This window comes from Leuconostoc fallax (genome assembly GCF_004354645.1).
Taxonomy (GTDB): domain Bacteria; phylum Bacillota; class Bacilli; order Lactobacillales; family Lactobacillaceae; genus Leuconostoc_B; species Leuconostoc_B fallax.
In genome coordinates, this window is sequence record NZ_PUFI01000016.1 from 25,945 (window position 1) to 51,731 (window position 25,787).

30 protein-coding genes and 1 tRNA gene are annotated in these 25,787 nt (G+C 37.9%); 8 read left to right on the forward strand and 23 right to left on the reverse strand.

The annotated features are described in order from the left end of the window. Positions 1 to 36: 36 nt before the first annotated feature. Together C5L23_RS08200 and C5L23_RS08210 are read right to left on the reverse strand one after the other, a co-directional pair. Complete coding sequence (locus C5L23_RS08200; RefSeq protein WP_010006663.1) at positions 37 to 735, reverse strand: CPBP family intramembrane glutamic endopeptidase; 699 nt, start codon at positions 733 to 735, stop codon at positions 37 to 39. Between the two features lie 258 nt (positions 736 to 993). Further along, positions 994 to 1,824: a Cof-type HAD-IIB family hydrolase gene (locus tag C5L23_RS08210; RefSeq protein ID WP_010006666.1), complete on the reverse strand. Its 831-nt coding sequence runs from the start codon at positions 1,822 to 1,824 to the stop codon at positions 994 to 996. Between the two features lie 75 nt (positions 1,825 to 1,899). On the opposite strand from C5L23_RS08210, the gene mscL reads away from it, so the two are divergent. Both mscL and C5L23_RS08220 read left to right on the forward strand, forming a co-directional pair. Beyond that, a complete protein-coding gene (mscL, locus tag C5L23_RS08215) occupies positions 1,900 to 2,280 on the forward strand; it encodes a large conductance mechanosensitive channel protein MscL (protein WP_010006667.1) in 381 nt (126 codons plus the stop codon). Between the two features lie 137 nt (positions 2,281 to 2,417). After that, positions 2,418 to 3,050 (forward strand): deoxynucleoside kinase, encoded by a 633-nt coding sequence (locus C5L23_RS08220; protein ID WP_010006668.1) that lies wholly within the window; start codon positions 2,418 to 2,420, stop codon positions 3,048 to 3,050. A 32-nt stretch (positions 3,051 to 3,082) separates the two neighbouring features. On the opposite strand, the gene C5L23_RS08225 is transcribed toward C5L23_RS08220, so the two are convergent. The 3 genes from C5L23_RS08225 to racE are packed head-to-tail and all read right to left on the reverse strand — an operon-like array spanning position 3,083 to position 5,075. Continuing rightward, entirely contained in the window at positions 3,083 to 3,619 is a 537-nt protein-coding gene (locus C5L23_RS08225; protein ID WP_029508563.1) for a YfcE family phosphodiesterase, read from the reverse strand. 23 nt (positions 3,620 to 3,642) lie between these two features. Further along, the gene (locus C5L23_RS08230; RefSeq protein WP_010006670.1) at positions 3,643 to 4,242 is read right to left on the reverse strand and encodes an XTP/dITP diphosphatase; all 600 of its coding nucleotides are present in this window, start codon (positions 4,240 to 4,242) and stop codon (positions 3,643 to 3,645) included. Then, positions 4,242 to 5,075 (reverse strand): glutamate racemase, encoded by an 834-nt coding sequence (gene racE, locus C5L23_RS08235; protein WP_010006671.1) that lies wholly within the window; start codon positions 5,073 to 5,075, stop codon positions 4,242 to 4,244. Before racE ends, C5L23_RS08230 begins: the two co-directional genes overlap by 1 nt. A 120-nt stretch (positions 5,076 to 5,195) precedes the next feature. On the opposite strand from racE, the gene C5L23_RS08240 reads away from it, so the two are divergent. After that, positions 5,196 to 5,906: a YslB family protein gene (locus C5L23_RS08240; protein ID WP_133264717.1), complete on the forward strand. Its 711-nt coding sequence runs from the start codon at positions 5,196 to 5,198 to the stop codon at positions 5,904 to 5,906. A gap of 28 nt (positions 5,907 to 5,934) precedes the next feature. On the opposite strand, the gene C5L23_RS08245 is transcribed toward C5L23_RS08240, so the two are convergent. The 3 genes from C5L23_RS08245 to C5L23_RS08255 are packed head-to-tail and all read right to left on the reverse strand — an operon-like array spanning position 5,935 to position 9,260. Further along, positions 5,935 to 8,343, reverse strand: a complete 2,409-nt coding sequence (locus tag C5L23_RS08245) for an endonuclease MutS2 (protein WP_133264693.1) — start codon at positions 8,341 to 8,343, stop codon at positions 5,935 to 5,937. 6 nt (positions 8,344 to 8,349) lie between these two features. Then, positions 8,350 to 8,871: a CvpA family protein gene (locus C5L23_RS08250; protein WP_010008267.1), complete on the reverse strand. Its 522-nt coding sequence runs from the start codon at positions 8,869 to 8,871 to the stop codon at positions 8,350 to 8,352. After that, positions 8,868 to 9,260: a cell division protein ZapA gene (locus C5L23_RS08255; RefSeq protein ID WP_010008269.1), complete on the reverse strand. Its 393-nt coding sequence runs from the start codon at positions 9,258 to 9,260 to the stop codon at positions 8,868 to 8,870. Before C5L23_RS08255 ends, C5L23_RS08250 begins: the two co-directional genes overlap by 4 nt. A gap of 88 nt (positions 9,261 to 9,348) precedes the next feature. On the opposite strand from C5L23_RS08255, the gene rnhC reads away from it, so the two are divergent. After that, positions 9,349 to 10,281 carry a ribonuclease HIII gene (rnhC, locus tag C5L23_RS08260; protein WP_133264695.1) on the forward strand — a complete coding sequence of 311 codons (933 nt, stop codon included), beginning with the start codon at positions 9,349 to 9,351 and terminating at the stop codon, positions 10,279 to 10,281. A gap of 35 nt (positions 10,282 to 10,316) precedes the next feature. Here rnhC and C5L23_RS08265 read toward each other — a convergent pair whose 3' ends face one another. From C5L23_RS08265 to C5L23_RS08300, 8 genes are all read right to left on the reverse strand, one after another. Next, positions 10,317 to 10,862, reverse strand: a complete 546-nt coding sequence (locus C5L23_RS08265; protein ID WP_010008272.1) for a hypothetical protein — start codon at positions 10,860 to 10,862, stop codon at positions 10,317 to 10,319. A 25-nt stretch (positions 10,863 to 10,887) separates the two neighbouring features. Continuing rightward, positions 10,888 to 11,301 (reverse strand): DUF948 domain-containing protein, encoded by a 414-nt coding sequence (locus C5L23_RS08270; RefSeq protein WP_010008273.1) that lies wholly within the window; start codon positions 11,299 to 11,301, stop codon positions 10,888 to 10,890. Positions 11,302 to 11,374: 73 nt separating this feature from the next. Further along, positions 11,375 to 12,538, reverse strand: a complete 1,164-nt coding sequence (locus C5L23_RS08275; RefSeq protein WP_010008274.1) for an N-acetyldiaminopimelate deacetylase — start codon at positions 12,536 to 12,538, stop codon at positions 11,375 to 11,377. A gap of 13 nt (positions 12,539 to 12,551) precedes the next feature. Beyond that, entirely contained in the window at positions 12,552 to 13,253 is a 702-nt protein-coding gene (dapD, locus tag C5L23_RS08280; protein ID WP_010008275.1) for a 2,3,4,5-tetrahydropyridine-2,6-dicarboxylate N-acetyltransferase, read from the reverse strand. A gap of 72 nt (positions 13,254 to 13,325) precedes the next feature. Then, complete coding sequence (map, locus tag C5L23_RS08285; RefSeq protein WP_010008276.1) at positions 13,326 to 14,114, reverse strand: type I methionyl aminopeptidase; 789 nt, start codon at positions 14,112 to 14,114, stop codon at positions 13,326 to 13,328. Between the two features lie 106 nt (positions 14,115 to 14,220). Further along, on the reverse strand, positions 14,221 to 15,783 hold the full coding sequence (rny, locus tag C5L23_RS08290) for a ribonuclease Y (RefSeq protein ID WP_010008277.1): 1,563 nt from the start codon (positions 15,781 to 15,783) through the stop codon (positions 14,221 to 14,223). A 151-nt stretch (positions 15,784 to 15,934) separates the two neighbouring features. Continuing rightward, the gene (locus C5L23_RS08295) at positions 15,935 to 16,921 is read right to left on the reverse strand and encodes a GMP reductase (protein WP_010008279.1); all 987 of its coding nucleotides are present in this window, start codon (positions 16,919 to 16,921) and stop codon (positions 15,935 to 15,937) included. A 47-nt stretch (positions 16,922 to 16,968) separates the two neighbouring features. Next, positions 16,969 to 18,027 (reverse strand): BMP family lipoprotein, encoded by a 1,059-nt coding sequence (locus C5L23_RS08300; RefSeq protein ID WP_010008281.1) that lies wholly within the window; start codon positions 18,025 to 18,027, stop codon positions 16,969 to 16,971. Positions 18,028 to 18,203: 176 nt separating this feature from the next. On the opposite strand from C5L23_RS08300, the gene C5L23_RS08305 reads away from it, so the two are divergent. Both C5L23_RS08305 and C5L23_RS08310 read left to right on the forward strand, forming a co-directional pair. Then, positions 18,204 to 19,208, forward strand: a complete 1,005-nt coding sequence (locus tag C5L23_RS08305) for a sugar transferase (protein WP_029508689.1) — start codon at positions 18,204 to 18,206, stop codon at positions 19,206 to 19,208. 28 nt (positions 19,209 to 19,236) lie between these two features. After that, positions 19,237 to 19,308 (forward strand) — tRNA-Glu (locus C5L23_RS08310). 320 nt (positions 19,309 to 19,628) lie between these two features. Here C5L23_RS08310 and C5L23_RS08315 read toward each other — a convergent pair. The 4 genes from C5L23_RS08315 to C5L23_RS08330 all read right to left on the reverse strand — a co-directional run bounded on the left by C5L23_RS08315 (position 19,629) and on the right by C5L23_RS08330 (position 22,182). Continuing rightward, the gene (locus tag C5L23_RS08315) at positions 19,629 to 19,967 is read right to left on the reverse strand and encodes a type II toxin-antitoxin system PemK/MazF family toxin (protein WP_010008284.1); all 339 of its coding nucleotides are present in this window, start codon (positions 19,965 to 19,967) and stop codon (positions 19,629 to 19,631) included. 149 nt (positions 19,968 to 20,116) lie between these two features. Then, positions 20,117 to 20,227 (reverse strand): AbrB/MazE/SpoVT family DNA-binding domain-containing protein, encoded by a 111-nt coding sequence (locus C5L23_RS08685; RefSeq protein ID WP_010008285.1) that lies wholly within the window; start codon positions 20,225 to 20,227, stop codon positions 20,117 to 20,119. A 708-nt stretch (positions 20,228 to 20,935) separates the two neighbouring features. Further along, on the reverse strand, positions 20,936 to 21,853 hold the full coding sequence (locus tag C5L23_RS08650) for a peptidoglycan amidohydrolase family protein (protein WP_010008287.1): 918 nt from the start codon (positions 21,851 to 21,853) through the stop codon (positions 20,936 to 20,938). Then, entirely contained in the window at positions 21,850 to 22,182 is a 333-nt protein-coding gene (locus C5L23_RS08330) for a phage holin, LLH family (protein ID WP_081458732.1), read from the reverse strand. The genes C5L23_RS08650 and C5L23_RS08330 overlap by 4 nt, the downstream gene beginning before the upstream one ends. Positions 22,183 to 22,768: 586 nt before the next feature. Between C5L23_RS08330 and C5L23_RS08335 the strand changes: the two genes are divergently transcribed. Then, complete coding sequence (locus tag C5L23_RS08335) at positions 22,769 to 23,029, forward strand: hypothetical protein (protein WP_133264697.1); 261 nt, start codon at positions 22,769 to 22,771, stop codon at positions 23,027 to 23,029. Positions 23,030 to 23,070: 41 nt separating this feature from the next. On the opposite strand, the gene C5L23_RS08340 is transcribed toward C5L23_RS08335, so the two are convergent. Beyond that, positions 23,071 to 23,322, reverse strand: a complete 252-nt coding sequence (locus tag C5L23_RS08340) for a CsbD family protein (protein ID WP_010008294.1) — start codon at positions 23,320 to 23,322, stop codon at positions 23,071 to 23,073. 204 nt (positions 23,323 to 23,526) lie between these two features. Here C5L23_RS08340 and C5L23_RS08345 point away from each other — a divergent pair, with 204 nt between their 5' ends. After that, positions 23,527 to 23,874, forward strand: a complete 348-nt coding sequence (locus tag C5L23_RS08345) for a hypothetical protein (protein WP_010008296.1) — start codon at positions 23,527 to 23,529, stop codon at positions 23,872 to 23,874. Positions 23,875 to 23,925: 51 nt separating this feature from the next. On the opposite strand, the gene C5L23_RS08350 is transcribed toward C5L23_RS08345, so the two are convergent. After that, positions 23,926 to 24,438, reverse strand: a complete 513-nt coding sequence (locus C5L23_RS08350) for an HdeD family acid-resistance protein (RefSeq protein WP_170168018.1) — start codon at positions 24,436 to 24,438, stop codon at positions 23,926 to 23,928. Between the two features lie 84 nt (positions 24,439 to 24,522). Further along, the gene (locus C5L23_RS08355) at positions 24,523 to 25,707 is read right to left on the reverse strand and encodes an MFS transporter (protein ID WP_010008298.1); all 1,185 of its coding nucleotides are present in this window, start codon (positions 25,705 to 25,707) and stop codon (positions 24,523 to 24,525) included. Between the last annotated feature and the right edge of the window lie 80 nt (positions 25,708 to 25,787).

Below are 25,787 nucleotides of genomic sequence, written 5' to 3' on the forward strand. Positions count from 1 at the left end.
ATTTAACACTGAGGGCTTTTTATTACTAACAAAATATTATTTGATAACTGTCTTGACGATTAATGTGATTAATATTGGAATCATGCTGATACCGTTATTTAACATATGAACTGCAATATTATCTTGTAATCTGCCAGTTCTTTTATAAATATAAGCCAATATCATCCCCATCGACATATACATTAAATAATCAATAAATGTTGCGAGGCTAGTCGGTATGAAAACATGCGGTAATGCAAATAAAAATCCAGACAGAATAATATTTGACCACCACCATTGATGACGGAAGAAGTAATTTAAAATGAGACCACGAAAAATAATTTCTTCCACAACAGGTGCTAAAAACACACCATAGATAACCATTGTTACCATCGGTATACTGAGCGTCGACATTAACATCTCAATGGCGTGTTGATTGTCAGTTGTTTTAACACCGGTTAAATGCATATTTAACATCCTAAACACCATAACAATCGCCATCATCAGTAGCCACATAAAGAATAGCCACCAGACTTTACGCCAATTGCGCAAATTAAAGTTAGAGAAAATAGGTGTTACAGCTGCATTCTTCAGTAAATGATAAGCCCAGTAACCCGCTAAGGCATAAGTGGCGCAAAATAATATGGCTAAAATAACTTGAATCCACCAACTGAGTTTAGCACCTGGTAATATCATCACTGATAAAAATATTTGTGGTACATTCATCGCAATCAGCACTGCAATAAAAATACTCACCCTTTTAATCCAAGAACTCGGTCTTGGCTCATTTGTTAAGTTTAAAATCGTCCTGATCCTCCAACAGTTTTCTTTTATGTCCTAACCAATAAAGCCAAGCATATCCAACATTGAAAATGACCAATAGTACAATTGTCAATGTTATGCTCAACCACAGCGGCCAATGCCCCACATAGCTTGCAATAAAGAGCAACACAAATAATACTAGTATAACAATACTCAAGATGACACGTAAAATTAAATTTTTCATGTGTCAGGCTACCCAATAAATCGTTCAATAAAGTCTGCAACCGCTGCTTCATTATTCGTTTTTTGAAGCACAATGTTAGCAGCCTCTTTAATTTCTGGACGAGCATTACCCACGGCAACACCTGTACCAGCTGCCGTAATCATCGCCAAATCATTTAGATTATCACCCAGAGCTGCAACTTCATCACGATGAACATTCAAAATATGGGCCAGAGATAACCCTGCCTGTCCCTTATCCGTTCCCTTAAGATTGAACTCAACATAACGACCTGAACTAAAAGTCACCACCACTTCATCGGATAATTCAGCCATCACTTTATGTGCAATTGCCTCTCGAACTGCTTCTTCTGGATGTTCAAAAATCACCTTAGCAATGGGCTGTTCTTTTTGAAGAAAAACTAAATCAGTGCCATGAATTTCTGTATAAGGGACTTGTCGTTCTAACATATAAGCCTTATCAGATGCTGAAATATTATGAATGAACAGCTGATCTAAAGTATAAATATGTGTGTCAATATCAGATTGCATTTGACCTAAATCAAAAACTTTTTTGGCTAACTGCCAAGGTAAGGTCTGTTGATCTAAAATATCCACTGTCTCATCAGGATGTAACGCAACAATAGCACCGCCATTATAAGAAATGACATACTGTGGATTGTTTTTATCCAATCCCAGCGTTTTGAGTAACGGCAAAATAGACTTGTACGAACGCCCTGTGTTGGGCACAAAGTAGCCACCTTCAGCGACAAAATGTTGAATCGCCGTGACATTATTTTGATGAACAGTGCCATCATCATTCAGTAAAGTTTCATCTAAATCGGATAAAATAAGTTTAATCATTTCTTAAATTGCTCCTTTTTTGGTCAAATCATAATTTATTATACTATGATAGATTATAGTTTATGGAGGTTTTTTATGTTATCAGAATTTAAAGCATTTATTATGCGCGGCAATGTTCTTGACTTAGCAGTTGGTGTTATCATTGGTGGAGCTTTCACAAAAATTGTTACATCTGTGGTAAATAACTTGCTTAGCCCATTAATCGGCTTATTTACACGCGGTATTAATTTTAAAGATTTGGTTTGGCGACCATTCGGTGATTTAACTTTCAAATATGGTGCCGTCCTCACAGATATCATTCAATTCGTGGTTACTGGCTTTGTTGTCTTTCTTATGATTAAAGGCATTAATCGTATTTTTCAACAAAATAAGGCAGATGAAGCTAAAGCTAATCCTGAATTAGAAGTATTAAATGATATTCGTGACTTACTTGAAAAGCAGAATCGTGCATCTTAAATTTAAAGTAATACCATTTAACAAGATGGTATTTTTTATTTGTTCGCAATTTGCAATGAACTAGTAAAATGATATCTCTTGTTGTTTGCTTCATTTTTTTGTACACTGGATAAGCTAATAAATTAAAGGAGGCCGTCATGGTGATTATTACAGCAGGCATGATTGGCGTTGGAAAAACAACATTAACAGGACTCATTGCAGATCATATGGGTACCAAAGCATTTTACGAACCTGTAGGGGATAATCCGGTATTACCGCTTTACTATTCAGACCCTAAACAATACGGCTTCCTACTACAAATCTATTTTCTGAACCGGCGCTTTGATATGATTAAGCAAGCGCTAGCAGATGATAACAACGTTTTAGATCGTTCAATTTACGAAGATGCACTCTTTACTGAAGAAAATCATAAAGATGGTAATATTACGGATGCCGAAATGCATGTTTATCGTCAACTTCTTGATAATATGATGTCAGAACTTCAGCAACTACCCAAGAAAGCACCTGATCTAATGGTCTACGCTGAAACTGATTTTGAAACTATCCTTTATCGGATTAAAAAGCGTGGCCGTGATTATGAACAATTCGATGATAACGATGACCTTCGTAAATACTATTATAAAATGTGGGCGGCTTACCAAAATTGGTTCGACAGTTACGATGCTTCGCCAAAAATTAAAATTGATCTTCAAACTTATGATTTAGAAGATCCAATCAACCAAAAAATCATTTTAAAACAAATTGATCAAGCGTTAGAAAACATTCGTTAATTAAAAGACGATACCTAATAGGTATCGTCTTTTTAGCGCTCAAATTGACGTGTTAGCGTTGTTAGCAATTGATGTTGTCGATTATAGAACTGCACGGTAAAGGTCGATGCGGTAATATCCAAAATAGCATAAGTACCACCTAAATTAGCATACTCACCTTTGGGCAATGTCGTCGATCCAGGATTAATAAATAACTTTTGATGATACATTTCTGCACCTAATTTGTGCGTATGACCAAATAACACAATTTGTGCTTGAGCTTCATCGGCAGCTTCATCCATCAACGCTAAATTAGCCCAACCAGTTAACACTGTCGCACGATATAAATGCCCGTGTGTTTGAAAAATCGTCACATCATCAATTGTCGTACTCCGCCCATCAGCGAAATCAGGATCATCATCCATATTACCAATAACTGTTGATACCCCATCAAATACCGAATCATCTGCCGATAATTCTGAGTCACCATTATAAAAAATAGCTGTAACGTCTGCTTGCCACTTTTTTATAATATCAACTAGAATGTCACGATCACCATGAATATCTGAAATAATTAAAATTTTCACAATATTGCCTCCTGTTCAACTACTTTTTATAACCACTCCGGTAATGCTTCTGCTAATTTTTGTAAAGCCAAACCTCGATGTGATACTTCATTTTTTTCTGCAGCTGTTAATTCTGCGAATGTTTTATTAAACTGCGGTACATAAAATATAGGGTCATATCCAAAACCATTATCGCCATGCTTCTCAGTTGTTATTCGTCCTTCAATATCGCCTCTCACCACAAGATTAGAACGGTGCGGACCAATTAAAACAATCACACTAGAAAAACGTGCTTGACGCTGTTCAGTTGGTACATCAGCCAATTGTGTTAAGACTTTTTGAATGTTAGCTTCATCATCATGGTCACCGGCATAACGCGCTGAATAAACACCTGGTGCACCATTTAAGGCTTCAATACTCAAACCTGAATCATCTGCCAAAATAAAATCATTTGGTGCGATTTTTTGGATAGTTTTGACCTTTTTCGTTGCATTTTCTTCAAAAGTTGTGCCGTCTTCAATAATCTCAGGTACGTCCTGTAATTGATTTAAGGTTACCAGTGTTAAATCAATATGATGCGCTGACAGAATAGATGCCAACTCTGTTACTTTATGAGCGTTGTTACTTGCAATAATTAAGCGTGGCATTATGCTTCCTCCAAATGATTTTGTGTAATCTTTAAATGACGAACATCTAATGGAGCTTGATTATCAAGCCATTGTGATGCAATCCTATCAAACTGTTGCACATCACCAGTTGTATAGTAAGTATGATGTGGTCTTGTACGCTTTTGTGCGCTTAAATCATGTGCTTTCAAATAATCATCCACTGTATCAACAGTCACTGCACCCGCATCAATTAAAGTCACATCTAATTCACCAAAAGCTTCGACAATAAAAGGTCGCAATAAAGGAAAATGTGTGCACCCTAATATTAGCGTATCAATATTTGCCTGTTTTAATGATTGCAGATGTGCCTTTACTTGATGTTGTGCAACCGGTAAACGATATTGATTATCTTCAACTAACTTAACAAAGTCTGGCTCTGCTTGTGAAAAAACCTCAATCTGTTGATTAAGTGCTCTAATTTTATGGGTGTAGATTTGTGATGCAATAGTGCCTTCTGTTGCAATAATACCGATTTTTTGGTTATGTGTAGCTTGTACTGCACGGCTGGCACCAGAATTAATCACGCCAATAACCGGAATCGGTAACATTTCTTGAAGTGGTATCAATGCACTTGCTGTTGCCGTATTGCAAGCAATTACTAATAATTTAATATCTTTTGTTGCAATAAGAAAATCAGCCATCTGCTTGGTAAAAGCAATGACTTCTTCGGGTGTACGTGGTCCATACGGCATACGTGCTGTATCGCCAATATAAATAATTTGTTCATTGGGTAATTTTTCAAGTGATTCTTTAACAACGGTTAAACCGCCAATACCAGAATCCACCATACCGATAGGCTTGTTTTTTATCATAATTATATTATCGTCGCTCTGGTCATGTTATGCAATTAAAACATTATCAAATGATAGAACAAATACTATTTTAAAGCGTCATTTTCAAGTATAATAATCATGAAAGGATTCTTAAATATTATGGACATCAACGACTACGACAAGATTTTACAAACTAATTTTCAGGTCAACAGTTTCGCACTTGAATTATTACGTGATGGTTTACTATCTAATTTACTTCAAGAAGATTATCCACATATTTTATATTGGGCTGGAAAAGAAATCGCACGTCAATTTCCAACTGATACTTTGGATGATGTTAAGGAATTTTTTATCAACGCTGGTTTTGGTGAGTTAACAATCATTTCTCAAGATAGTAAAAACCAACGTTGGCAACTTAAAGGTGATTTAGTCCAACAACGTATCCATTTAAATAAACAAACAACTGATTTTAGTCTTGAAGCTGGTTTTTTGGCACAACAGTTAGAAACACAAACCGGTGCTATTGCTGAAGCAACTTTTAAACTTAATCGTAAGAATAATGACGTGAGCTTTGAAGTTGTCACTGATTTAGATCAATTAGTTGATGTTGAAGATATTCAAGCGCGTGTCGCTTCTCGTGAAGCCTTTTTGAAAAAAACACATGATACGGTCGAAAAAGCTAGCATCATTACAGCACGTAGCGAGGATGATATCTCAAAAGAACAATCGATTACTGATTCACTATTAGCGTTTAATTTTGACGATACTGTACTCCCTCAAGACGAACAGAATAATTTAAGCGCCTTATCTGGCAACGAAGAGATTGATCCTTTTAACGTACCAACACATCACAATAAACCTCTTAAATAAAAAAGCGTTGACATTAGTCAACGCTTTTTTATTTGATTTCTGCAATTGTTGCACCGTCACCACCAGCATTCGCATTAGCAAAATGATAACCTTTTACTCGTCGATCAGAGCGTAAAAATTCTGTGACACCTTTCCTCAATGCACCAGTACCTTTACCATGAATAATTTCAACCGTCCCAATATTGGCTAAGACAGCCGTATCCAAAAAGCGGTCCAATTCTTGCAGTGCCGCTTCATAACGAATACCGCGCAAATCCAACTTTGAAGTTGCGCTCGCACGTGACGATATCCCTTGCTTAGACGTTGTTCGTACAATTTTTTGCTGCTTAACTTTAGCCTTTTTATCTTGTGCACGAACTGTTGCCTCAGTCTTAACAATATCCTCTTCATCAACCAGCATTTTTAAAATGCCCATTTCAACTTCCCATTGGCCATTGGAATGTCGTTTGATTAAAGTGCCTTGTTGACCATATGACTTAACGGTGATTTCATCACCAGTTGCCAAAGCTTTTGCTTTCTTAGCCTTCTGGAGAATCTTATTTTTCTCCAAGCTCACATTTTGTCGAAGGCCTTCTAACTTTCCCTTACGTGATTGAAGCTCTTGTTCCTTCAGTCCGCCAGTACCAGAACCAGCCCTCAAGCGTTCTTGACGAATTTCACTAATCAGCTGCTCTGCTTGCTTCTTAGTTGCACTTACAATATGATTGGCTTCATTTTTAGCAGTCAAAATAATTTGTGATTGCTCTTTTGCAAGCTTCTCTTGTTGTGCAACTAAAGCTTCTTTTTCTTGTGCAGTGGCTTCTAATTCGGTAGTTAAAGCCAGATTTTTGCTTTTCACCTCATCACGTTGCTTCACCAAGTCCATAATCATATTATTCAAATCTTGATCTGATTCTTTAGTTAAGGAAGTGGCGGCCCCAATTACATCTTCACCCAGACCTAATCGCTTAGCGATAGCGAGCGCATTAGATTGTCCTGGGACACCAATCAAGAACTGGTACGTTGGTTTTAATGTTTCAACATCAAACACCATAGAAGCATTAACTGTATCCGGACGATCATAACCATATAGCTTTAATTCAGGATAGTGGGTCGTTGCAATGGTGTATGCTCCTAAACTCGCCACTTTATCAAGAATCGCAATAGCCAATGCGGCACCTTCTGCCGGGTCAGTTCCTGCACCTAATTCATCAAAAATAACAAGTGAATGCGCATCAATATCGTCTAACATGGAAATAATATTGGCCATATGCGAACTGAATGTGGATAAGTTCTGTTCAATACTCTGCTCATCCCCAATATCCGCAAATATTTCATGAAATAAGCCGACTGTACTTGGTCGCTTAGTCGTGATGAATAAACCGGATTGCGCCATCAGTTGCAATAACCCAAGTGTCTTGATGGTAATCGTTTTACCACCAGTGTTAGGACCGGTAATAATGATTGTCTTGTAATCTTGCCCCATCGCAATATCATTAGCTACTGCAATGTGTCGATCAAGTAACGGGTGCCACGCCTGTTGCAAATCAATATGATTATTTTCATTTACTACCGGTTGCATGGCGTCCATCCGACTTGCTAATCTTGCTTTCGCATTAACAAAATCAAAATGACCAAGTATCTGTGTATTATGTTGAATTTCTGCAACATAAGGCTCTAAATCAGTAGATAAGCTTTGCAAAACGCGTTGCTCTTCTGCTTGTTCCTGAACACGTAATTCACTCAAGCGATTATTCAAATGAACAGCGGCTTGTGGTTCGATATATAATGTTAACCCGGTTTGGCTTTGATCATGAACGACACCACCAAATTGATGCCGATATTCAGCCTTAACCGGCAACACATAACGTTCTGAACGAATCGTTACAATAGGATCACTCAAATACTGTGCTTGCTTACCACGTGTATATTCCTGCATTTTATTTTTGACAGCATTTTCGTTACCAACTATCTTACGCCGAATCGCACCCAAATCGTATGAGGCTTCATCATTAATACGTCCGGTGCTATCAATCGACATGTCAATGCGTTGCGTGATATCAACTAAAGTGGCTAAACTTTCAGCCTGCTCAGGCAACACTTGCAAGGACGTCCCAATTTTTTCATCCGCCATCTGCTCAAAAAAATTCGCGATGGCACGCGTATTCCGCAAAACGGCGCCGACCTCAGCCAATTCCAATGCACTTAAACTGGCATGGATGTCGAGTCGTTTAAGATGTGGCTTAATATCTGCTAACTTAGCAAGCGGAATGCCGCCTTTTAAGCGGTCAATCAAAACAGCATCTGCCGTCTCCTGTAGCCACTGGTTAATCTGCACGATATCAATACTAGGTGCTAATTGTTCCGCTTCTTGTCGCCCTAATGGCGTTTGTAAAAAATCAAGTAACTGTTGTGTTATCTTGTCATATTCTAATGTTTTTAAAACTTTTTCATTCATTTTATTTTATAACCACCAATTATAAATTTGCTGTGCAAAGAATGGTAATTTATCCAAAATATAATCTAATTCCGGTGTATTCATGAATTGATCTTGTAACCATGAATTAGGGATGACAGATAATAGTTGAAGGATAAAGAAAGCAATCGTTATACCAATCAAACCACACACGACGGCACCTAAAATTGCATCTAAGCTACCCAATAATGGAATACGACGAATAATTTTAAATTGCCGTAAAATCATAGTTGATACAGTACCACCAATTGCTAATATTAAAACAAAGACAATACCCGATGCCAAAAAATTCGAACCATCACCCGCAACAGCTTGGGGAATGGTTGTTCTAACAAAATCGCCATTCACAATATTGGCGATTGCACCACTTAATGGTTTAGAAAATTTAATCGCGATATACCACGTGCCAATGAAAAAAATGAGACGTAGAGTCGCATTAACCAAACCCTTACGCCAACCATAAACAAACCATAGTAATACAAATATGAGTGTTCCTATTAATAAAATCATCCGCGCTCATCCTTTTTAGTATGGAATAAATTATTAGAAGTCTTCGCACGACTATCCGTTTTTGCTTGAGAAATAATACTGTTTAAAGAACTTTTAGGTACATGCTTGTTAGCCTTTAAATTTTTGATTTCTTCTTGTAGTTCAGATACTTTATCTTGTAACTTTTCTAATTCATTTTGTTTATACAATTCATCAGAAAGTGCATTAAAAGTAAGTAACATACTTTGATCAAAACGATTGAGTTGTGGTGAAATGACTTTAATTTGTTCAAATTGCTGATTAACCAACTTCTCAGTTGCTCTAAAATGAGCCAGTGAAGCTGCCCCAGAAATTGTATATTGTTTACCGCCTAAAGTTGCTCGATATTGACGCTTTTCTTGTTGTGCCATAATGGTATTCTTTCTAAAATATTCAAGGAGTATTATAACGCACTTAAGTATAGTTTATCATAAACCAAAAACTGATATAATTAACTCTATGCAAACTGTTATTCAAGCCACACCTCATCAACTCAATCAACTAAAAAAAGCATATACTACTGCCATTAAAAACCCGCCACCTGCCTATGCCTTATTTGCAGCTAAATTACCCGACGTATCTATTACAGCCTATCGATCGGGTAAAGTACTTTTTCAAGGTAAAGGGCATGCACGTGAAAGTGCAAAATGGTCAAAACTATTCCAACCCCAACGACCTAAAAAGCATCGCTCATCGTCTGCTGCAACCACTAAACCACTGCTGCCACAAGGTTTGAAAGATTGGAGTGTGTTAGGCTCTGATGAAGTTGGTGCCGGCGCTTATTTTGGCCCATTAACCACCGCTGCCGTCTATATTAGTCAAGATAACCTAGATTGGGTACGTCAATTAGGTGTTGCAGATTCAAAAACACTCACTGATCATGACATGATAAAAATGGCCCCGAAAATCATTGCCCATTTACCACATCACGTAGTCAATTTATTACCGGAAAAATACAATGCCATTCAACCACAAAATAATGTGAACCAGATGAAAGCCATCTCCCACAATTTTGCCTTACATAAAGTATTAGAAAAAATTGCGCCCCAAAAACCTCAAGCTATTTTGATTGATCAGTTCGCACTGCCTCAAACCTATTATAAACACTTAACCAACGCTAACCAGCAACCGATTGTTCGAGAAAATGTTTATTTCACAACAAAAGCAGAACAGTACCATCTTAGTGTCGCTGCTGCATCTATCTTAGCGCGTTATGTTGAACTACAGACCATGAAAAAGCTCAGTGCAGAAGTTGGCATTACCTTACCTATTGGTGCTGGAAAAGCGGTCGATTTGGTTGCTGCTGAATTACTAAGACAACAAGTTGATTTACGTCAATATGCCAAATTACATTTCGCTAATACACAAAAAGCACAAAAATTAGTTAAATAAAAAGATGCTAATCAATAGCATCTTTTTTTGATGAGTTATTTACTCTCAGCATCATCTGTTGTTGGCTTAGCTACCTTATCAGCAGCCTCACTCACTTCATCAACAACATCATCTTTAGCTGACTGGGCGTCTTCCTTTAAGTCTTTAAGCGCTGACTCAAGTTCAACATCGTCTTGTGTTAGTTCAATATCTTCATTCACAAATTTATTACGTAAATCAACGATGACATCCTGAGCTTTGTCAACGTATGGTGTTGCCATATCTTTGGCTTTTTCAACATACGGTGTTGCTTGATCAGTAACGTCCTTTACTTTATCTGTTACATTATCAATTTGGTCACCGTACTTATCTTGTGCCTTATCTTTCAAATCTGACGTTGTCGCTTTCGCTTTTTCTGTGACATCACTTGCCATATCTGCAGCAACATAAGCGGCGTCATATGCCTTTTCTCGTAGCGTTTCACCGGCTTGTTGTGCCTTTGATTTCAGTTCATCTTGCTTTTCTTTTGGTAAAGATTTAAAGGCCACCACAGCGGCAGCTCCTGCTAAAATACCTGCTAGTAAACCTGTTGCTTTTGACATTGTTACGTCCTCCTATTTCACCAAACTAGGCTTGATCTCGGTTCTTTTTGTTACGCTTCTTAAATCGCTTTACAGCTGATTTGGCAACGGTTTGCGCAGCTGCTGCAGCCATACCACTGGCACCAGCAGAGGCTGCCATTTTACTACTTGAAAAGCGATTTGTAACATTTTGAACCGACGCATTAAGTTGAGATACGGTTACGGATAAATCAGCCATTGCCTGAAATGTTGGATCAATTGTTTTTACTTTTCCATTCACATCATTCAACAATGTATTCGCATTAGCTAAAATCTCATTCGATGAATGTACAATCACATCAACATCTGAAGTAATGACTTTTAAAGATTGCGTTGCCCGCATTAAGAACATCCCAATAAACAATACTAAAGCGAGGAATGCAATAGCAAAAATAAGTAGTGCAATTTCTCCTGGTGTCATAATCAAGCCTCCGTTTCTACTATTTATTATACCCGAAGTAACGAAGGATACCAAAAATTGATATAGAAATCGTCTAGTCTTGCTGCATACGCCATTCTAAGAAGCCAGTCATTGCTTGGACACCTTTTTCCAATGCCGTTTCTTTAGGCGCCAAATGAGAAGAATGGAGTGCATATGGTGATTCAACGCCGAGCCAAAACATCGTGCCTGGTATTTTGCTCAAGAGGTAACCAAAATCCTCACCCGTCATGGCTGGACCAACAATCTGAAAATCAACATTCTCATTTTGCGTCATATAGGTGATAAATTGTTGTGTTAAATCCGGATTATTTTCAACTGGTAAATAACCATCTTGTCGTAATTCTAAATCAACCGTCACACCGTAAGTCACACCAATACCTTTTGCGATTTGTCTAACTTGCCCTTGAATCAGTTCAATAGTATCTTGTTGCAACCCACGAATCGTTCCATCTATATGGGCTGTTTCGGCAATGACATTACCAATCGTACCCGCAGTAAAAGTCCCTAGCGTTACCACCCCACCCTTAATAGGGTCGACACGGCGCGACACAATTGTTTGTACTTGCATCACAAAAGCACTTGCGGCGATAATTGCATCATTAGCGCGATGTGGAAAAGCAGCATGTCCGCCCTCACCCGTAAATGTGACATGAATTTCAGTGGTACCAGCAAAAAGTGTTCCTAAACGTGTTGCAATGACACCACTAGCTAATTCTGGATTATCATGCAAACCATAAATTTCTTCAGGTAGAAATTCATCGCTTAATGCACCACTTTTATAAACACGCTCACCACCAGAAAAGTTCTCTTCAGCTGGTTGGAACAAAAAGACTAAATTGTCCTTTGGTTGATGATTAGCAAAATGGTTTAAAATCCCTAAAGCAACCGTCATATGCATATCATGACCACAGGCATGCATAATGCCTGAATTTTGAGATTGAAAACTCAAATCTGTTGCCTCAGTAACAGGTAATGCATCAATATCTGTTCGATAACCAATTGTTCTTTGAGGCGCCGATCCGGCAATACGTACCAATAATGCTGTTGGTACGCTTTCAACCTCACGATATGATATATGCGTTTGATCAAAAGCCTGAATCACCCCTTTTAGGTAAGCCTTTGTTTCAAATTCTTTCAAACTGAGTTCCGGATGAGCATGAAGGTGGCGACGAATAGCAATTAATGCTTCATTTGTTAAATCAGTAGCATCAGACATGAATGATCACCTTTTATAAATGACGTAATTCAGCCAACAATGCTGTTTTGCTTGCCGTCTGATCGTCAATGGTCTTAATGATTTTGGCAGGTACACCTGCCACTAATGTATTTGCCGGAACATCCTTGGTCACAATGGCACCAGCCGCAACGACTGAACCCTTACCAACATGCACACCTTCAATAATTACCGCATTGGCACCAACTAAAACATCATCTTCTACAATAACTGGTGTTGCGGAAGCTGGCTCAATGACCCCTGCCAAAACAGCACCGGCACCAATGTGAGCATTTTTACCAACAGTAGCACGTCCACCTAAAATAGCACCCATGTCAATCATCGTCCCCGCACCGATAACCGCGCCAATATTAATCACAGCGCCCATCATAATAACAGCATTATCACCAATTGTGACTTGATCTCGAATAAATGCACCTGGTTCAATTCGTGCATTAATCGTCTTCTTATCCAATAATGGTACCGCAGAATTACGTGCATCATTTTCAACAACATACTGGTCCGTCTCTAAGTCTGATAATAATGGGGCGATTAATGCCCAATCACCATACAAAATGCCAAAATTATCATTAGCAAATTGCTGCACATCCGCCGGTACACTGGCTGATAATGTCCCCTTATAAGTTACCTTGACTGGTGTTACTTTCTTGGCTGTACTAATATAATTAATAATTTGCTGTGCATCTAGTTCTGACATTTTAATCATTCTCCTATAATTCGTTTATTATATTATAACAAAAAGCACCTATAAATTATAGGCACCTCATAGTTATAGGTATTTTGCATCAAAATCAGCATCTTGACTCGTTAAAATTTTTGGACCGTCCTTAGTAATCGCTATTGTATGTTCATATTGTGCCGATACTGAACCATCTGCGGTTCTAACTGTCCAACCATCTTCTGGCGTCTGGTCGGTATCAACTTCCCAACCACCAATGTTTACCATTGGCTCAATGGTAATCGTCATACCTTCTTTTAAACGTAAGCCATGCTCTGCTTCACCGTAATGTGGCACTTGCGGCTCTTCATGCATCGTTGGCCCGACACCATGCCCAATGTATTGACGAACATTACCGTAATGATGTTCATCGGTAACGTACTGATCAATAGCATGACCAATATCACCAATACGATTACCAATAATTGCTTGATCAATACCTAAATATAATGACTTCTTAGTCACTGCCATTAATTGTTCCAATTCAGGACTGATGTTGCCAACTGCATAGGTCCATGCAGAATCTGAAACCGCACCATTAAGGCCAACAACCGTGTCAACTTTAACTAAATCGCCATCCTTCAATTTCAAACCTTTACGTGGAAAACCGTGTGCCACTTCATTGTTCACACTAACAGTTGTTGCATATTTAAAGCCTTCAAAACCAATTTGTAGTGGGACTGCACCATGGCCTTCGATATAAGCACGCGACTGCTCTTCAATTTCCCAAGTATCCAAACCGGGCTTAATTAAATCACGTAACATATGATGCATACCGGCAATAACCGCACCAGATTGGCGCATTAATTCAATTTCTCTTGGTGATTTTAATGTAATCATACTCTTCTTCTTTCATTATTACTCATCGTCTATTATACATTTTTTAATTTCGAAACCAATATTTGATAAAAATAAAAAGAACTAGGCTTAGCCCAGCTCCTTTATTTTAACGTGCATAATCAACAGATCGTGTCTCTCTTACAACAGTCACCTTGACATGTCCAGGATATTCCAAACGCTCTTCGACTTCTGACTTGATATCATGTGCCAAAACAGTCGCTTGAATATCTGAAATTTGTGTTGGTTCAACAATCACACGTATCTCACGTCCAGCTTGAATAGCATAGGCAGTTGATACACCTTGATACTTATGTGCAATCGTTTCCAAATCCTTCAGACGTTGCACATAATTTTCAAGAGACTCACTACGAGCTCCTGGTCTAGCAGCACTTAACGCATCTGCTGCTGTTACTAATTCTGTAATCGGTGATGTTGATTCAACGTCACCATGGTGAGCAGCAATGGCGTTAATAACTTGTGGCTTTTCATTAAACTTTTCAGCTAAACGAACGCCAAGCTCAACGTGAGAAGCTTCCACTTCTCCATCAACTGCTTTTCCAATATCATGTACTAATCCAGCGCGCTTCGCAAGCGCGACATCCATTTTAAGCTCTGCTGCCATCATTCCCGCAAGTTTTGCGACCTCGATAGAATGTTGCAGGACATTTTGACCGTATGATGTTCGATAATTCATACGTCCAATCATTTTAATAAAATCAGGGTGTAAGCCACGCAATCCCAAATCAAAGACTGCTTGCTCACCTTTCTCACGAATAATCTCATCCATCTGTCGTTGGGCTTTCTCGACCATTTCTTCAATACGAGATGGATTGATCCGGCCATCATTAATCAATGCCTCTAATGCCCGTTTTGCAATTTCTCTACGTACAGGATCAAAGCCACTTAAAACAACAGATTCTGGTGTATCATCAATAATTAAATCAATACCAGTTAATGATTCTAATGAGCGAATATTTCGACCTTCACGACCAATAATTCGACCCTTCATTTCTTCATTTGGTAGGTTTACAACAGATACTGTCACATCTGCTACTGTATCAGCAGATGAACGTTGAATAGCCTGTACGATAATATCACGCGCACGCTTTTCAGCTTCACTTGTTGCATCGTCTTGTGCTTCTTTTACTAGCACAGCACGCTGTCTCACCAAACTTTCTTTCGTTTCGCTTAAAATTTGTTCTTTTGCTTGATTGACACTTAATTGTGCAATCTCATGCAATTTGTCTTGTTGTGTTGTCAACAAGGCTTCTGCTGCATTTTGCTTATTAGCAGCAGTATCTAAACGCTGTTGCACTTGATTTTCTTTTTGAATCAACGATGCATCACGTTGATTTAAGGCCGCATCTTTCTTTTCGAGGTTTAAAATACGGTCTTCAAGCCGTTGTTCTTGCTGCTGTAGTTGCTTTTGACGGTCTTTGTAAGCCTCATCAACTTCATTACGATAGGCTAATGCCATATCTTTAGCATCAACATCTGCAGCACGCTTCAAACTTTTAGCTTCTTCTTTTGCTTTATCAAGAATGTTAGTAGCAATTTGCTTGGTTGCTGTAATTTGTCGTTTGTCTGCTGAGACACGAAGAAAATACCCAAATCCAATACCAATTGCTATTGCGAAGAGCACTGAAATAACAAATAATCCTATCGACATATTGTTTCCTTTCAGTGTTGTGAAATAGTTTTCACATTTATTAGTATAGCGACATTTGTGTAGTGGGTCAAACAAAAGTTCTCCCATTATATCAGGGATTGAGCATATAAAAAGCACGAAAATAATCGGTCATTCCGTGCTTCCTTTTATTTTAGTAAGTGTCACCATTCAAAATCGAATTCTTCACTACAACATAGTCAACACGTTTCAAATCAGATAATTGACGACCACCCGCATATGAAATAGCAGATTGTAAATCTTCTCGCATTTCTTTTAGTGTATGATCGATACTACCACGATAAGGGACTAATAATTTTTTACCCTCAACATGTGTATAAGCGTTCTTTTGAAATTGTGACGCTGAGCCAAAGTATACTTTATATTGTTGACCATCCTGATCCGTTATTTCTCCTGGTGTTTCATCATGCCCCGCAAATAGAGAACCAATCATGCATAACGTTGCACCAAAACGAATCGACTTCGCAATATCGCCATTATAGCGGATGCCGCCATCAGCAATAATTGGCTTACTAGCTGCTTTACCGCATAATCTCAGCGCTGCTAATTGCCAGCCGCCAGTCCCAAAGCCCGTCTTAAGCTTCGTAATACATACTTTCCCGGGGCCGACACCTACTTTCGTTGCATCGGCACCAGCATTTTCAAGATCACGAACTGCCTCAGGTGTTGCCACATTACCTGCAATCACAAATGTCTCTGGTAGCTTTTCTTTGACATACTGGATCATCTCAATAACTGCATCTGAATGCCCATGCGCCACATCAATCGTTGTATATTCCGGCATAATACCTTGAGTATGTAGTTGCTGTACAAATTCGTACTCTTCTGGCTTAATACCAATAGAAATAGATGCAAAAAGATGCTGATTATGCATTTTTTGAATAAAAGGCAATCTTTTTTCAGGTTCAAAGCGATGCATGATATAGAAATAGCCATGACTTGCTAAATGTTGTGCTAATGATTCATCAATAACCGTCTGCATATTAGCTGGTACCACTGGTATTTTAAACGTACGTGTGCCAAGTTTAACAGTTGTATCAGCTTGTGAACGTGAAGATAAAATTCCCTTATTGGGTACTAATTGAATGTCTTCATAATCAAATACTGGGGTATCATTCATAGGCTATTTACGCTTTCCATATTAAATCATGTGCTTTATAACGTTATTTAGGGATGGACAGGTACTGTAATTTTACCGTCTTCAATTTTTTGTTGTGCTTTTTGAACAGCTTCCCAAGTTTCGTTAGAAGCAGAGTTCTTAACTAAACCAACACCCTTTTCTTTAAGGCCATAAGTGATAACCTTATTACCTGGGAATTTATTATCAGCTGACTTTTTGGCGATATCTTCGACAGCTGAATCAACACGCTTAACTGCTGAAACAAGTGTGAAATTAGCTGATTTACCATTTTTATCTTTATATTGACCATCTGTGTATTGATCACGATCAACACCAATCACCCAAACTTTTTTATCAGAACTGCTATCCAACTTCTGATTATCTGCTTTTGCTTCAGCAAATACGCCATTTCCAGCACCACCAGCAGCTTGGAAAATGACATCTGCACCCTTAGAAATCATTGTTGCAGCAATCGTCTTCCCCTGCGCAGCATCTGTAAATGAATTCGTGTATTGATTCAAAATTTTGATATCAGGATTAACAGACTTAGCGCCCGCAGCAAATCCAGCATCAAATGTGTCAATCACATCTCCATGAATACCACCCACGAAGCCAACTGTATTACTCTTGGTTGTTTTAGCAGCTGCGACACCTGCTAAATATGAAGATTGTTCTGAATGGAAAGTTAGTGAAGCGACATTCTTTTGTTTCACAACATCATCAATAATAGCAAAATTAGTTTTGGGGTTATTCTTAGCTACTTCTTTTAAAGCTGGTGAAGCTGCAAAACCAACACCGTAAATTAATTTATAACCACCTTTAACCGCTGTTTGGAAATTAGTCTTGATATCAGAAGCAGTGTTACTTTGGAAATAATTATAGCCATTCTTACCTTGCTTTAGATCGGCAGACTTACCATAAGCCTTTAAACCTTCCCAGGCAGATTGGTTAAATGAGTGGTCATCAACACCACCGCCGTCTGTTACTAAAGCGACAGTATGTGCTGATGCCTTACTATTTGACTGTCCTGCTGTCGCTGCATAAATACCAGCACCAACAACGACCACAATCCCTAAACCAATACCAATTTTCCCTGAACGTTTCATGTGTTCCTCCAAAAATAATTTATTCACACATTTATTATCCGTTATTTAATATTAATTTTCATTTTATTTTAGTTAAAAATACGTGTTTAAAATTAAAAAAATACATCCAATTCGCTATTATTTATCCAAAACACGAACAACGCGCACAAAACGTTCGTGTTTTATATAATAGACCTATGACAAATTACGTAACCCATACAATCGAACCTTGGATGCCACTCGGCGCTCTAAAAGCTAAACAAGATATTATTGATATTGCTTTAACTCAGCATTGGCAAGTACTCCCCTTGGCACGTTACAATGATAGCCGTGACACTATTAGTCAGCGACAAAATAATATCAACTTGTGGTGTGATGCTCTGCGGGAGAATGATACTGTTGTGCACCAATTCCCCACTTATATGAGTGCCGCATTTGAACAACAATTCATTGCTACTTTGAACCAGCGTCGTGTTCACAGCGTCATTTTAATTCATGATATTGAGCCGTTACGTTTAACAAAGCAACAGCCCTGGGAGTTTGATTTATTGAACGCTTATGATTTAGTTGTTGTGCACTCACAAGCTATGGCTGATATTTTAGCTCACAATGGCGTTATGAGTGATATGATCATTCATGCTTTCTTCGATTACTTAGCACCTACGCCGTCAATTGCTAACTACAGTCATCAAATTAATTTTGCTGGCACTTTTCAAAAATCACCGTGGCTCCAGACTTATAATGGTCAATTGCCCATTACCTTATTTGGTGCTAAACCGCGTAAATGGCAACATATCGACTGGCCAGAACATGTTCATTTCCAAGGCAATCTCGACCCCATCGCTATTGTAGCCGCCTTTCAATCTGGCTTTGGTTTACTCTGGGACAGTGACTTTGAGGGTAAAACTTATCAAACTTATACGCGATATAATGCACCACATAAGGCAAGCCTGTATTTACGTGCTGGTCTACCCTTAATTGCTTGGTCTCAAAGCGCTATTGGCCAAATTATCCAAAAACATCATTTGGGTATAACGATTGATAATCTATCACAATTAGATCAAGTGGCTACTATCTCTAAAGATGACTATTACGGCTTTCAAAAGCACCTGAGCCCCTTTCAATTACGGCTTCAAAATGGTGACTATACGAAAAGTACACTTCAAAAAATAAATGCTGCTTTTTCTATTGACGAACTATAAATTAGTCTGTATAATTTATTCTTGTTGTGGCCCCATGGTCAAGTGGTTAAGACGTCGCGTTCTCAGCGCGGAATCGAGGGTTCGACTCCCTCTGGGGCTATACTTGCGATGAATCAATTAGTATTGGTTTATCGCTTTTTGTTTGGTTAAATCCCAATATATTAACGTTTAAAGCGTGTTTTTAGTTTATTCAATTTTATGTGTTGTTTATTTTGTATATGCTAAACAAACTTTATGCTAAAATGAAGACATAGAAAAAGCCATGCGCTAGAGACACATGACCTTTTAGAATTTCAAACCCGTGTTAGCGATGGCAGTTGGATAATTGTACAGATATTCTTAGACCCCTAGAACAGGCCAAAGTTAAGGGGTTTTTATTTGGCTATTTTTTATCTCTTTAACTAGCTTAATAGCGTATACTCACGCACCTATATCAAAGAACAACTTATAGGTATTAATAATACTCATAAGTTCACTTTGTGAGACCCTATCTACTATTCTATAACCTCTGTTTACTATATCTAAAGCTCTAGTCTGGTCTAGCAATACTTTACCAGTGGTTTCACTAGGTGTCTCTAGAGGGTAATACAGGGGAAAGTCTCTGTTAGTAGTACTAATAGGGGCTACAATAAATAACCCTGATATGTCTGATACTTGTATACTACTGAGTATTACAACAGGCCTACGGCTCTGTTGCTCATGTCCTTTAGTTGGGTTTAAGTCTACCAAGGCAATATCGCCTTGTTTTAATATTACCATTATAATTCTTTACCTTGGCTCTCTCCCCAATCAAGTTCACCAGTTCTGACACCATCATCTTTATAGTTGGCCAAAAGCTCTGATAAAGTCTTAGGTTGGCTGTTAACAGGAGTCAGAATAATACTCTCCCCATCAACAATAATGTCAAACTATTGGTTATCTAAAACATTAGCTTTACCTAGCACTTCTTTAGGTATTCTAGTCGCCTTCGAATTGCCCCAAGATGCTAATTTTGTACTTGCTACAGGTGCTGCTTGCATAAGATTGCCCCTTTCTATGTATCTACTTATGTATACACACATTTCACCATATATCAGATACTACACACAACAATATTCATGTATTGACAATTCCGTATATATCAACTTGAATTGGACTATAAAGCCAACAAAAGGAGCAAAAAGGGTTAAAAAGGAGCAAAATGTGGTTCTCAAAGGCCTTAATGTGCTAAAATGAAGACATAGAAAAAGGACACGTACTATCAATACGCATCCTGAAGCCAAACCATTATGATGGTGACGGTGCAATAGCCTAATAATAATCAGCCACTACAACCCGCAAAAGTTAGAGTGGCTTTTTATTATCACTTTTTTAGGTGCTTGGCTTTATACGTATCAAATGCGTACTTGTCCAAGAGCCTTTGACCAGCGTGAGTAAGTATACCTACCACAACCGTTATCAAAGCTGATAATAATATCATCAACTGACCAAACCTCTGTTAGATTTTCCATAGGAAACCTCCAGTATCTTGTCTGGTCACCACCCTAACTTATTGGCATACAATCAGTATAACATCAAGTTAACAGTAGCAGTGAATTTTGACAATAACTTTGTATAGCAAACTCGTGCCTAATCTAGAGCACAAAAAAAGACCCTACCCCGGTTAAAGGATAAGGTCTTTTAATTTACGGTTAACTAATAGTGTGCACCAAACCAATTAGGACAGAAGTGATAGTTAACCGCAATTATCACTTGTCTGCTACAGCATACTTTGATTGAATAGACACCGGCTCACCAGCTAATTCAATAACCATAATTGAACCATAATGATGCAATACCTTGTAGTGACCGTTCATGCGGAAGTATTCACGCTGTGGGCTACCAATCTGTGCATATTGATTAGACAACTTCTTACCATGCTTATCAGTCATTGTAATAGCTGATAGTGGAATGTAGTTGTTGTAATCTGTTACAGGAATACTCAAGCCCTCATTAATAGCGTCCCACTTACCATTCCAGTAATCGTAGTATGAAACTTCAAACGTACGGTTAAAGTGAACGGTCTTAGCCTTTTGCACTGCTTGTGTTGGCTTAGTTGGTGTCTTAGGCCCTACATAACGATATACGTAGTTATAAGGGTAACCATCTAGACTAGCAAAGTAGTTATAGTCTAAGTCTTGAACAGCTGTTCCTACTTGACCACCTGTATAGTAGCAAGTACTAATAAAGATAGCATTAGGATCACTCTTTGAGATAACACCAATATGACCAAAGGCACCTGCGGATTGACCCTGCTGACCCCATACAACAATATCGCCCTTCTTAGCATTCCAGCCAGCATTTTCAGCAACTAATTGATAGTTGTTAGCCAGTAGATAGTCGTGAATGGTTTCAGTGCTGTATAGAGCATTGTAAGGTGTGCCACCAGCTTCATAAATAGCCTGTGTCATACTACCAGAACAGTCAGCAGTACCATCAGCACCGTTACGTGAGCCATACATGCTATAGGTTAAATTACCCTTGCGTGAGTCAAACCACTGCAGTACACGTTGTTGGTCAACTGTGCCATTGTGTTGCGTTGCTGCACTTGCATGTGTTACCCCAAAAGTAAAAATGGCAACCACAGAGGCTACCATCAAGAATAAATATTTAATTGTTTTCGTCATTTAGTCACCTCACTGTCTAACTTCTTGAGTTCCAGTAATGCAAGTTCTATTTTTGAAGATACTTGTTCTGCAGTAAATAATTTTTCAATATGAAGGGCAGATAAAGCCTTGTTAATAAAATCTGTCGCTACTTGCTTCTGTTCAGCTCCTGACTTGCTTCCTGCTACCTGTTCAGCATATTGAACTCCTTGCAAGAAAATATCGCCTGCATTTTGCAAGGAAACATTCTTAACATGTGAGCGTCCATACTTCCAGGCAATAGATGTAAGAGTACTAAATGCCCCTAGTGATGCTAGCCATAGGATGATATTAATTGTTGTGTTCATCATGCTCCTCTCGATATTCCAACACTTTTAAACGTGTGTTATGATCATTAACTTCCTTTTGAAGTGCCTCGATTTTATCAAGACTTTGATTAAGCATTTTGGTCTGTGAGGCTACGTTATTGGACAATCCATTAACGGCATTCTTCAATGGTTCAATAGCATCTGAAAAAGAAGCTTTAAATAAAAATTGGAAGAGGGCATAAAATACACCACAAACACTTCCAATTTCAACTATTTAGGATAAGGATATGTTCCATTTACTATCCCTCCTCATTACCTAATTCATTGAATGCCTTAATCTGTTCTTGAAGTAACTTTACTTGTTCCTGTAATGCTACTAACTGTGTCATTAGTATCACCACTTAAGTCAGCTGTAGTAGATTTGGCCATGATACACATTAAATTCGTTATGTCCTGTTCCCTAAGGGCTATACTTGCGATGAATCAATTAGTATTGGTTTATCGCTTTTTGTTTGGTTAAATCCATGCGATAGTTACTTTACAGATTGCCTGATTTTGCATAAACTATATTTATGTTTTCAGGAAAATTTCTGAAAACAAATCTAAACACCAAATATAGGAAAATATAATGATGTCCACCACTAATTTTCTCTTTTTTACTTTAATTTCAGTGATAATTATTACGAATACACCACAATATAAAAAGTCAAAATTTTATCAATTTATCTTACCTTATCGTGGTATAGTCCTGATTATGACGGGTATTGCACTGTTCATCAATGCGCTATTAACTACGCATGGTGTTATTTTATTCATGTTTCCAATGATGTTTATTCTATTAGGTGTCATATACACCATGATAGACAAGCAAAAACATAAAACAAAATAAAAAAGCAACATCTTAATTTTGAGATGTTGCTTTTTTATCCATTATTTATCAATTTCTTTCTGACTATCTTCGCGGGCGCCCTTAACAAAGCCCTTAGCAGAATCTTTTACATTATCTGCTGTCTCTTCAATATTTTCCTTAGCATGAATGGCATTATCTTTTACTTTGGCCATCATACTTTGCGCCTTACCTTCTGCCTCACGTTCTTTATTGCCAGTAACCTTACCGCCAATTTCTTTGGCTTTACCTGCAACACGATTCTTGGCATTATCCATCTTTTCTTCAAATGACATTGTAACGCCTCCTATTTTATAATTTGTACCGCTAGTTTAACAAAACGTTCCTTCATATGCACATATTTACTATGCTGAACGCGACTAATGTATAATAATAAGTAAGTTAAACAGTATCTCGTTTAGAGATAACCGCTTAGTTACGCGATATATTTTTAATCACTAAATTGCGCGCAACATATTAAAAATAAAGGAGAAAAACTGATGGAGTTAGATGAAACTAATCAAGTAACCCCTGCCGAAATTAAAGGTTGGAGTTGGGGTGCATTCATGTACAATATTTTCTGGGGTATTGGTAATAAAACATATTTACCATTACTTTGTTTAATTCCAATATTCAATATTGTTTGGGTCTTTGTTTGTGGCTTTAAAGGTAATGAGTGGGCTTGGGAAAAAGGCGATTATAAAGATGTCGAAACATTCAAGGCAGTCCAGGCAACTTGGAATCGTGCTGGCTTCGTTCAGTTTATTATTTCAATTATTTTCATCGCCGTTTACATTTTGTCTCTCATTCTGATATTCAGTACGATGTCACACAACTCGACATACTAATCAATAAAAAGTAGCAACGTGGTTAATCACGTTGCTACTTTTTAGTTGATTTTAAAATGAACGAACGACTTGGACAATTCCGAATAAGGTTAAATACATCGCAACAATCGCGACACTTAATGACATGGCAAATGCAGGACTAAATAATAGAATGATGCCCACAATCAAACCGATAACAGCTAGTACAGTATGAAAACCGTAATAACCCTTTTCAGAACTTCTCACAAAGCGCCCAACCCACAATTCAAAAATAGAATCAAATATAAACCACATAGCTAGGGAAATCCAAATATAGGCAGCCCCAAATTGTGGGACATAAATAATAACTAGCCCAAGGATAATATCCAAAATCGCACTAATCGTTCCCCATCGTGTATTAACTGGGACAAGCCAATGTGCAAAACGAATACCTGTCCATTTTAGAATACCTTCAATAACGGAGAAAACACCAACAATCGTTATAAATGTTGAAAAAGCATTTATCGGGTTATCCAAAATCACAAAGGCCAATATTAACGACAAAATACCAGTAATTAACGAAAAAGGATCGAATTTCTTTGTCATGTCCATCACACTTTCTTTCTGTTTAACTACGTCCGTTATAACATGTTGTCAATATTCGTGCAATTTCCCTATACGATTGTTCACTCAAACCTTTTTCTTGAGCAACAGACTCACACCAACACATAGTAATAAGTTGATAGCAGCTACTACCAAATTACTCCGTAATGTTATGGCAATGCTCATCTGCGATAGCATTCCCGTCATAATGGGCACCGTAAAGGATGCTACACTACCAAATGAAAAGAATATTGCTGTAATTCGGCCCTTCATATTTGGGAATAATCGTAAGAAAATGTTCAAACCAATTTGCATCACACCACTAGCCGCTGTAGCACCAAAAACAAAAGCTGCAATATTCACAACCTGATGTTGTGGCACGAAACAAATAATACCTAATGATAGCAAAGCAAGTGCATTGAGAATAATAATAAGGTAACGGTCGGGTACCCATTCTTTTTGCATCACCATAAACATCACTAACACACCAATAATGGATCCAACGCTATATAAAGATAAAACAAAATGTGCAGCTAAGTGCGACATATTCAAGACGTTAACCGCAAATAATGAAATCCATTGCGTAAAATGTATCATCAATGCCATTGCTGTAAAGCCATAAACAGACAATAATGTCATCAATGCAATTTGTGCAGCCTTTAATTTTGACGATTTTTGATTATCTTGAACCGTCATTTTAACCATTTGCTTTGGAAATTTCAGAGGTAATAACATCATAAAATTTATCGCTAAAATCATTGCGCCAACAATAAAGCTCCAACCGTACCATAGTTTAGATAACTCTAAGAATCCAACCATCAAAGGCAAGATAAACTCACCAAGCGACATCATGGACTTAATTAAAACAGTTGCAGCACCTTTCCCGTGATTTAATTCTAAAAAGGTCGGATATGTCGCAGAATCCAATGCCGAATTAGCAATACCAGCTAGTATTGTTAGGCCGTAGGCCATTTTAAAATCATTAACAAATGGCATAGCTGTTAAAAAAATAGCATAAGTAATCATGCCAAAAGCTAGAATCGGCTTACGACCGTACCGATCAGATAAAGAACCTAATAAATAATAAGCGATAATACGGCCAATACCGATACCTGAAATAACATAAGATACCGTCGCTAATGGTTGATCCCAACTTTTGCTCAGATGTAGCATGTTTTGTGTCAAAATAAGTAAGCCAATACCGTGTACTAAATAATTCAGGTAAAGCACTATGCTTAATCGAAGCTTGTTACTTACTGTTACTTGATTCATCTCTTATCTCCCTCATACAACAAACAAAAAACGACTAAATGTTAATAACATCTAGTCGTCACAATCATTCTTTGTCAACA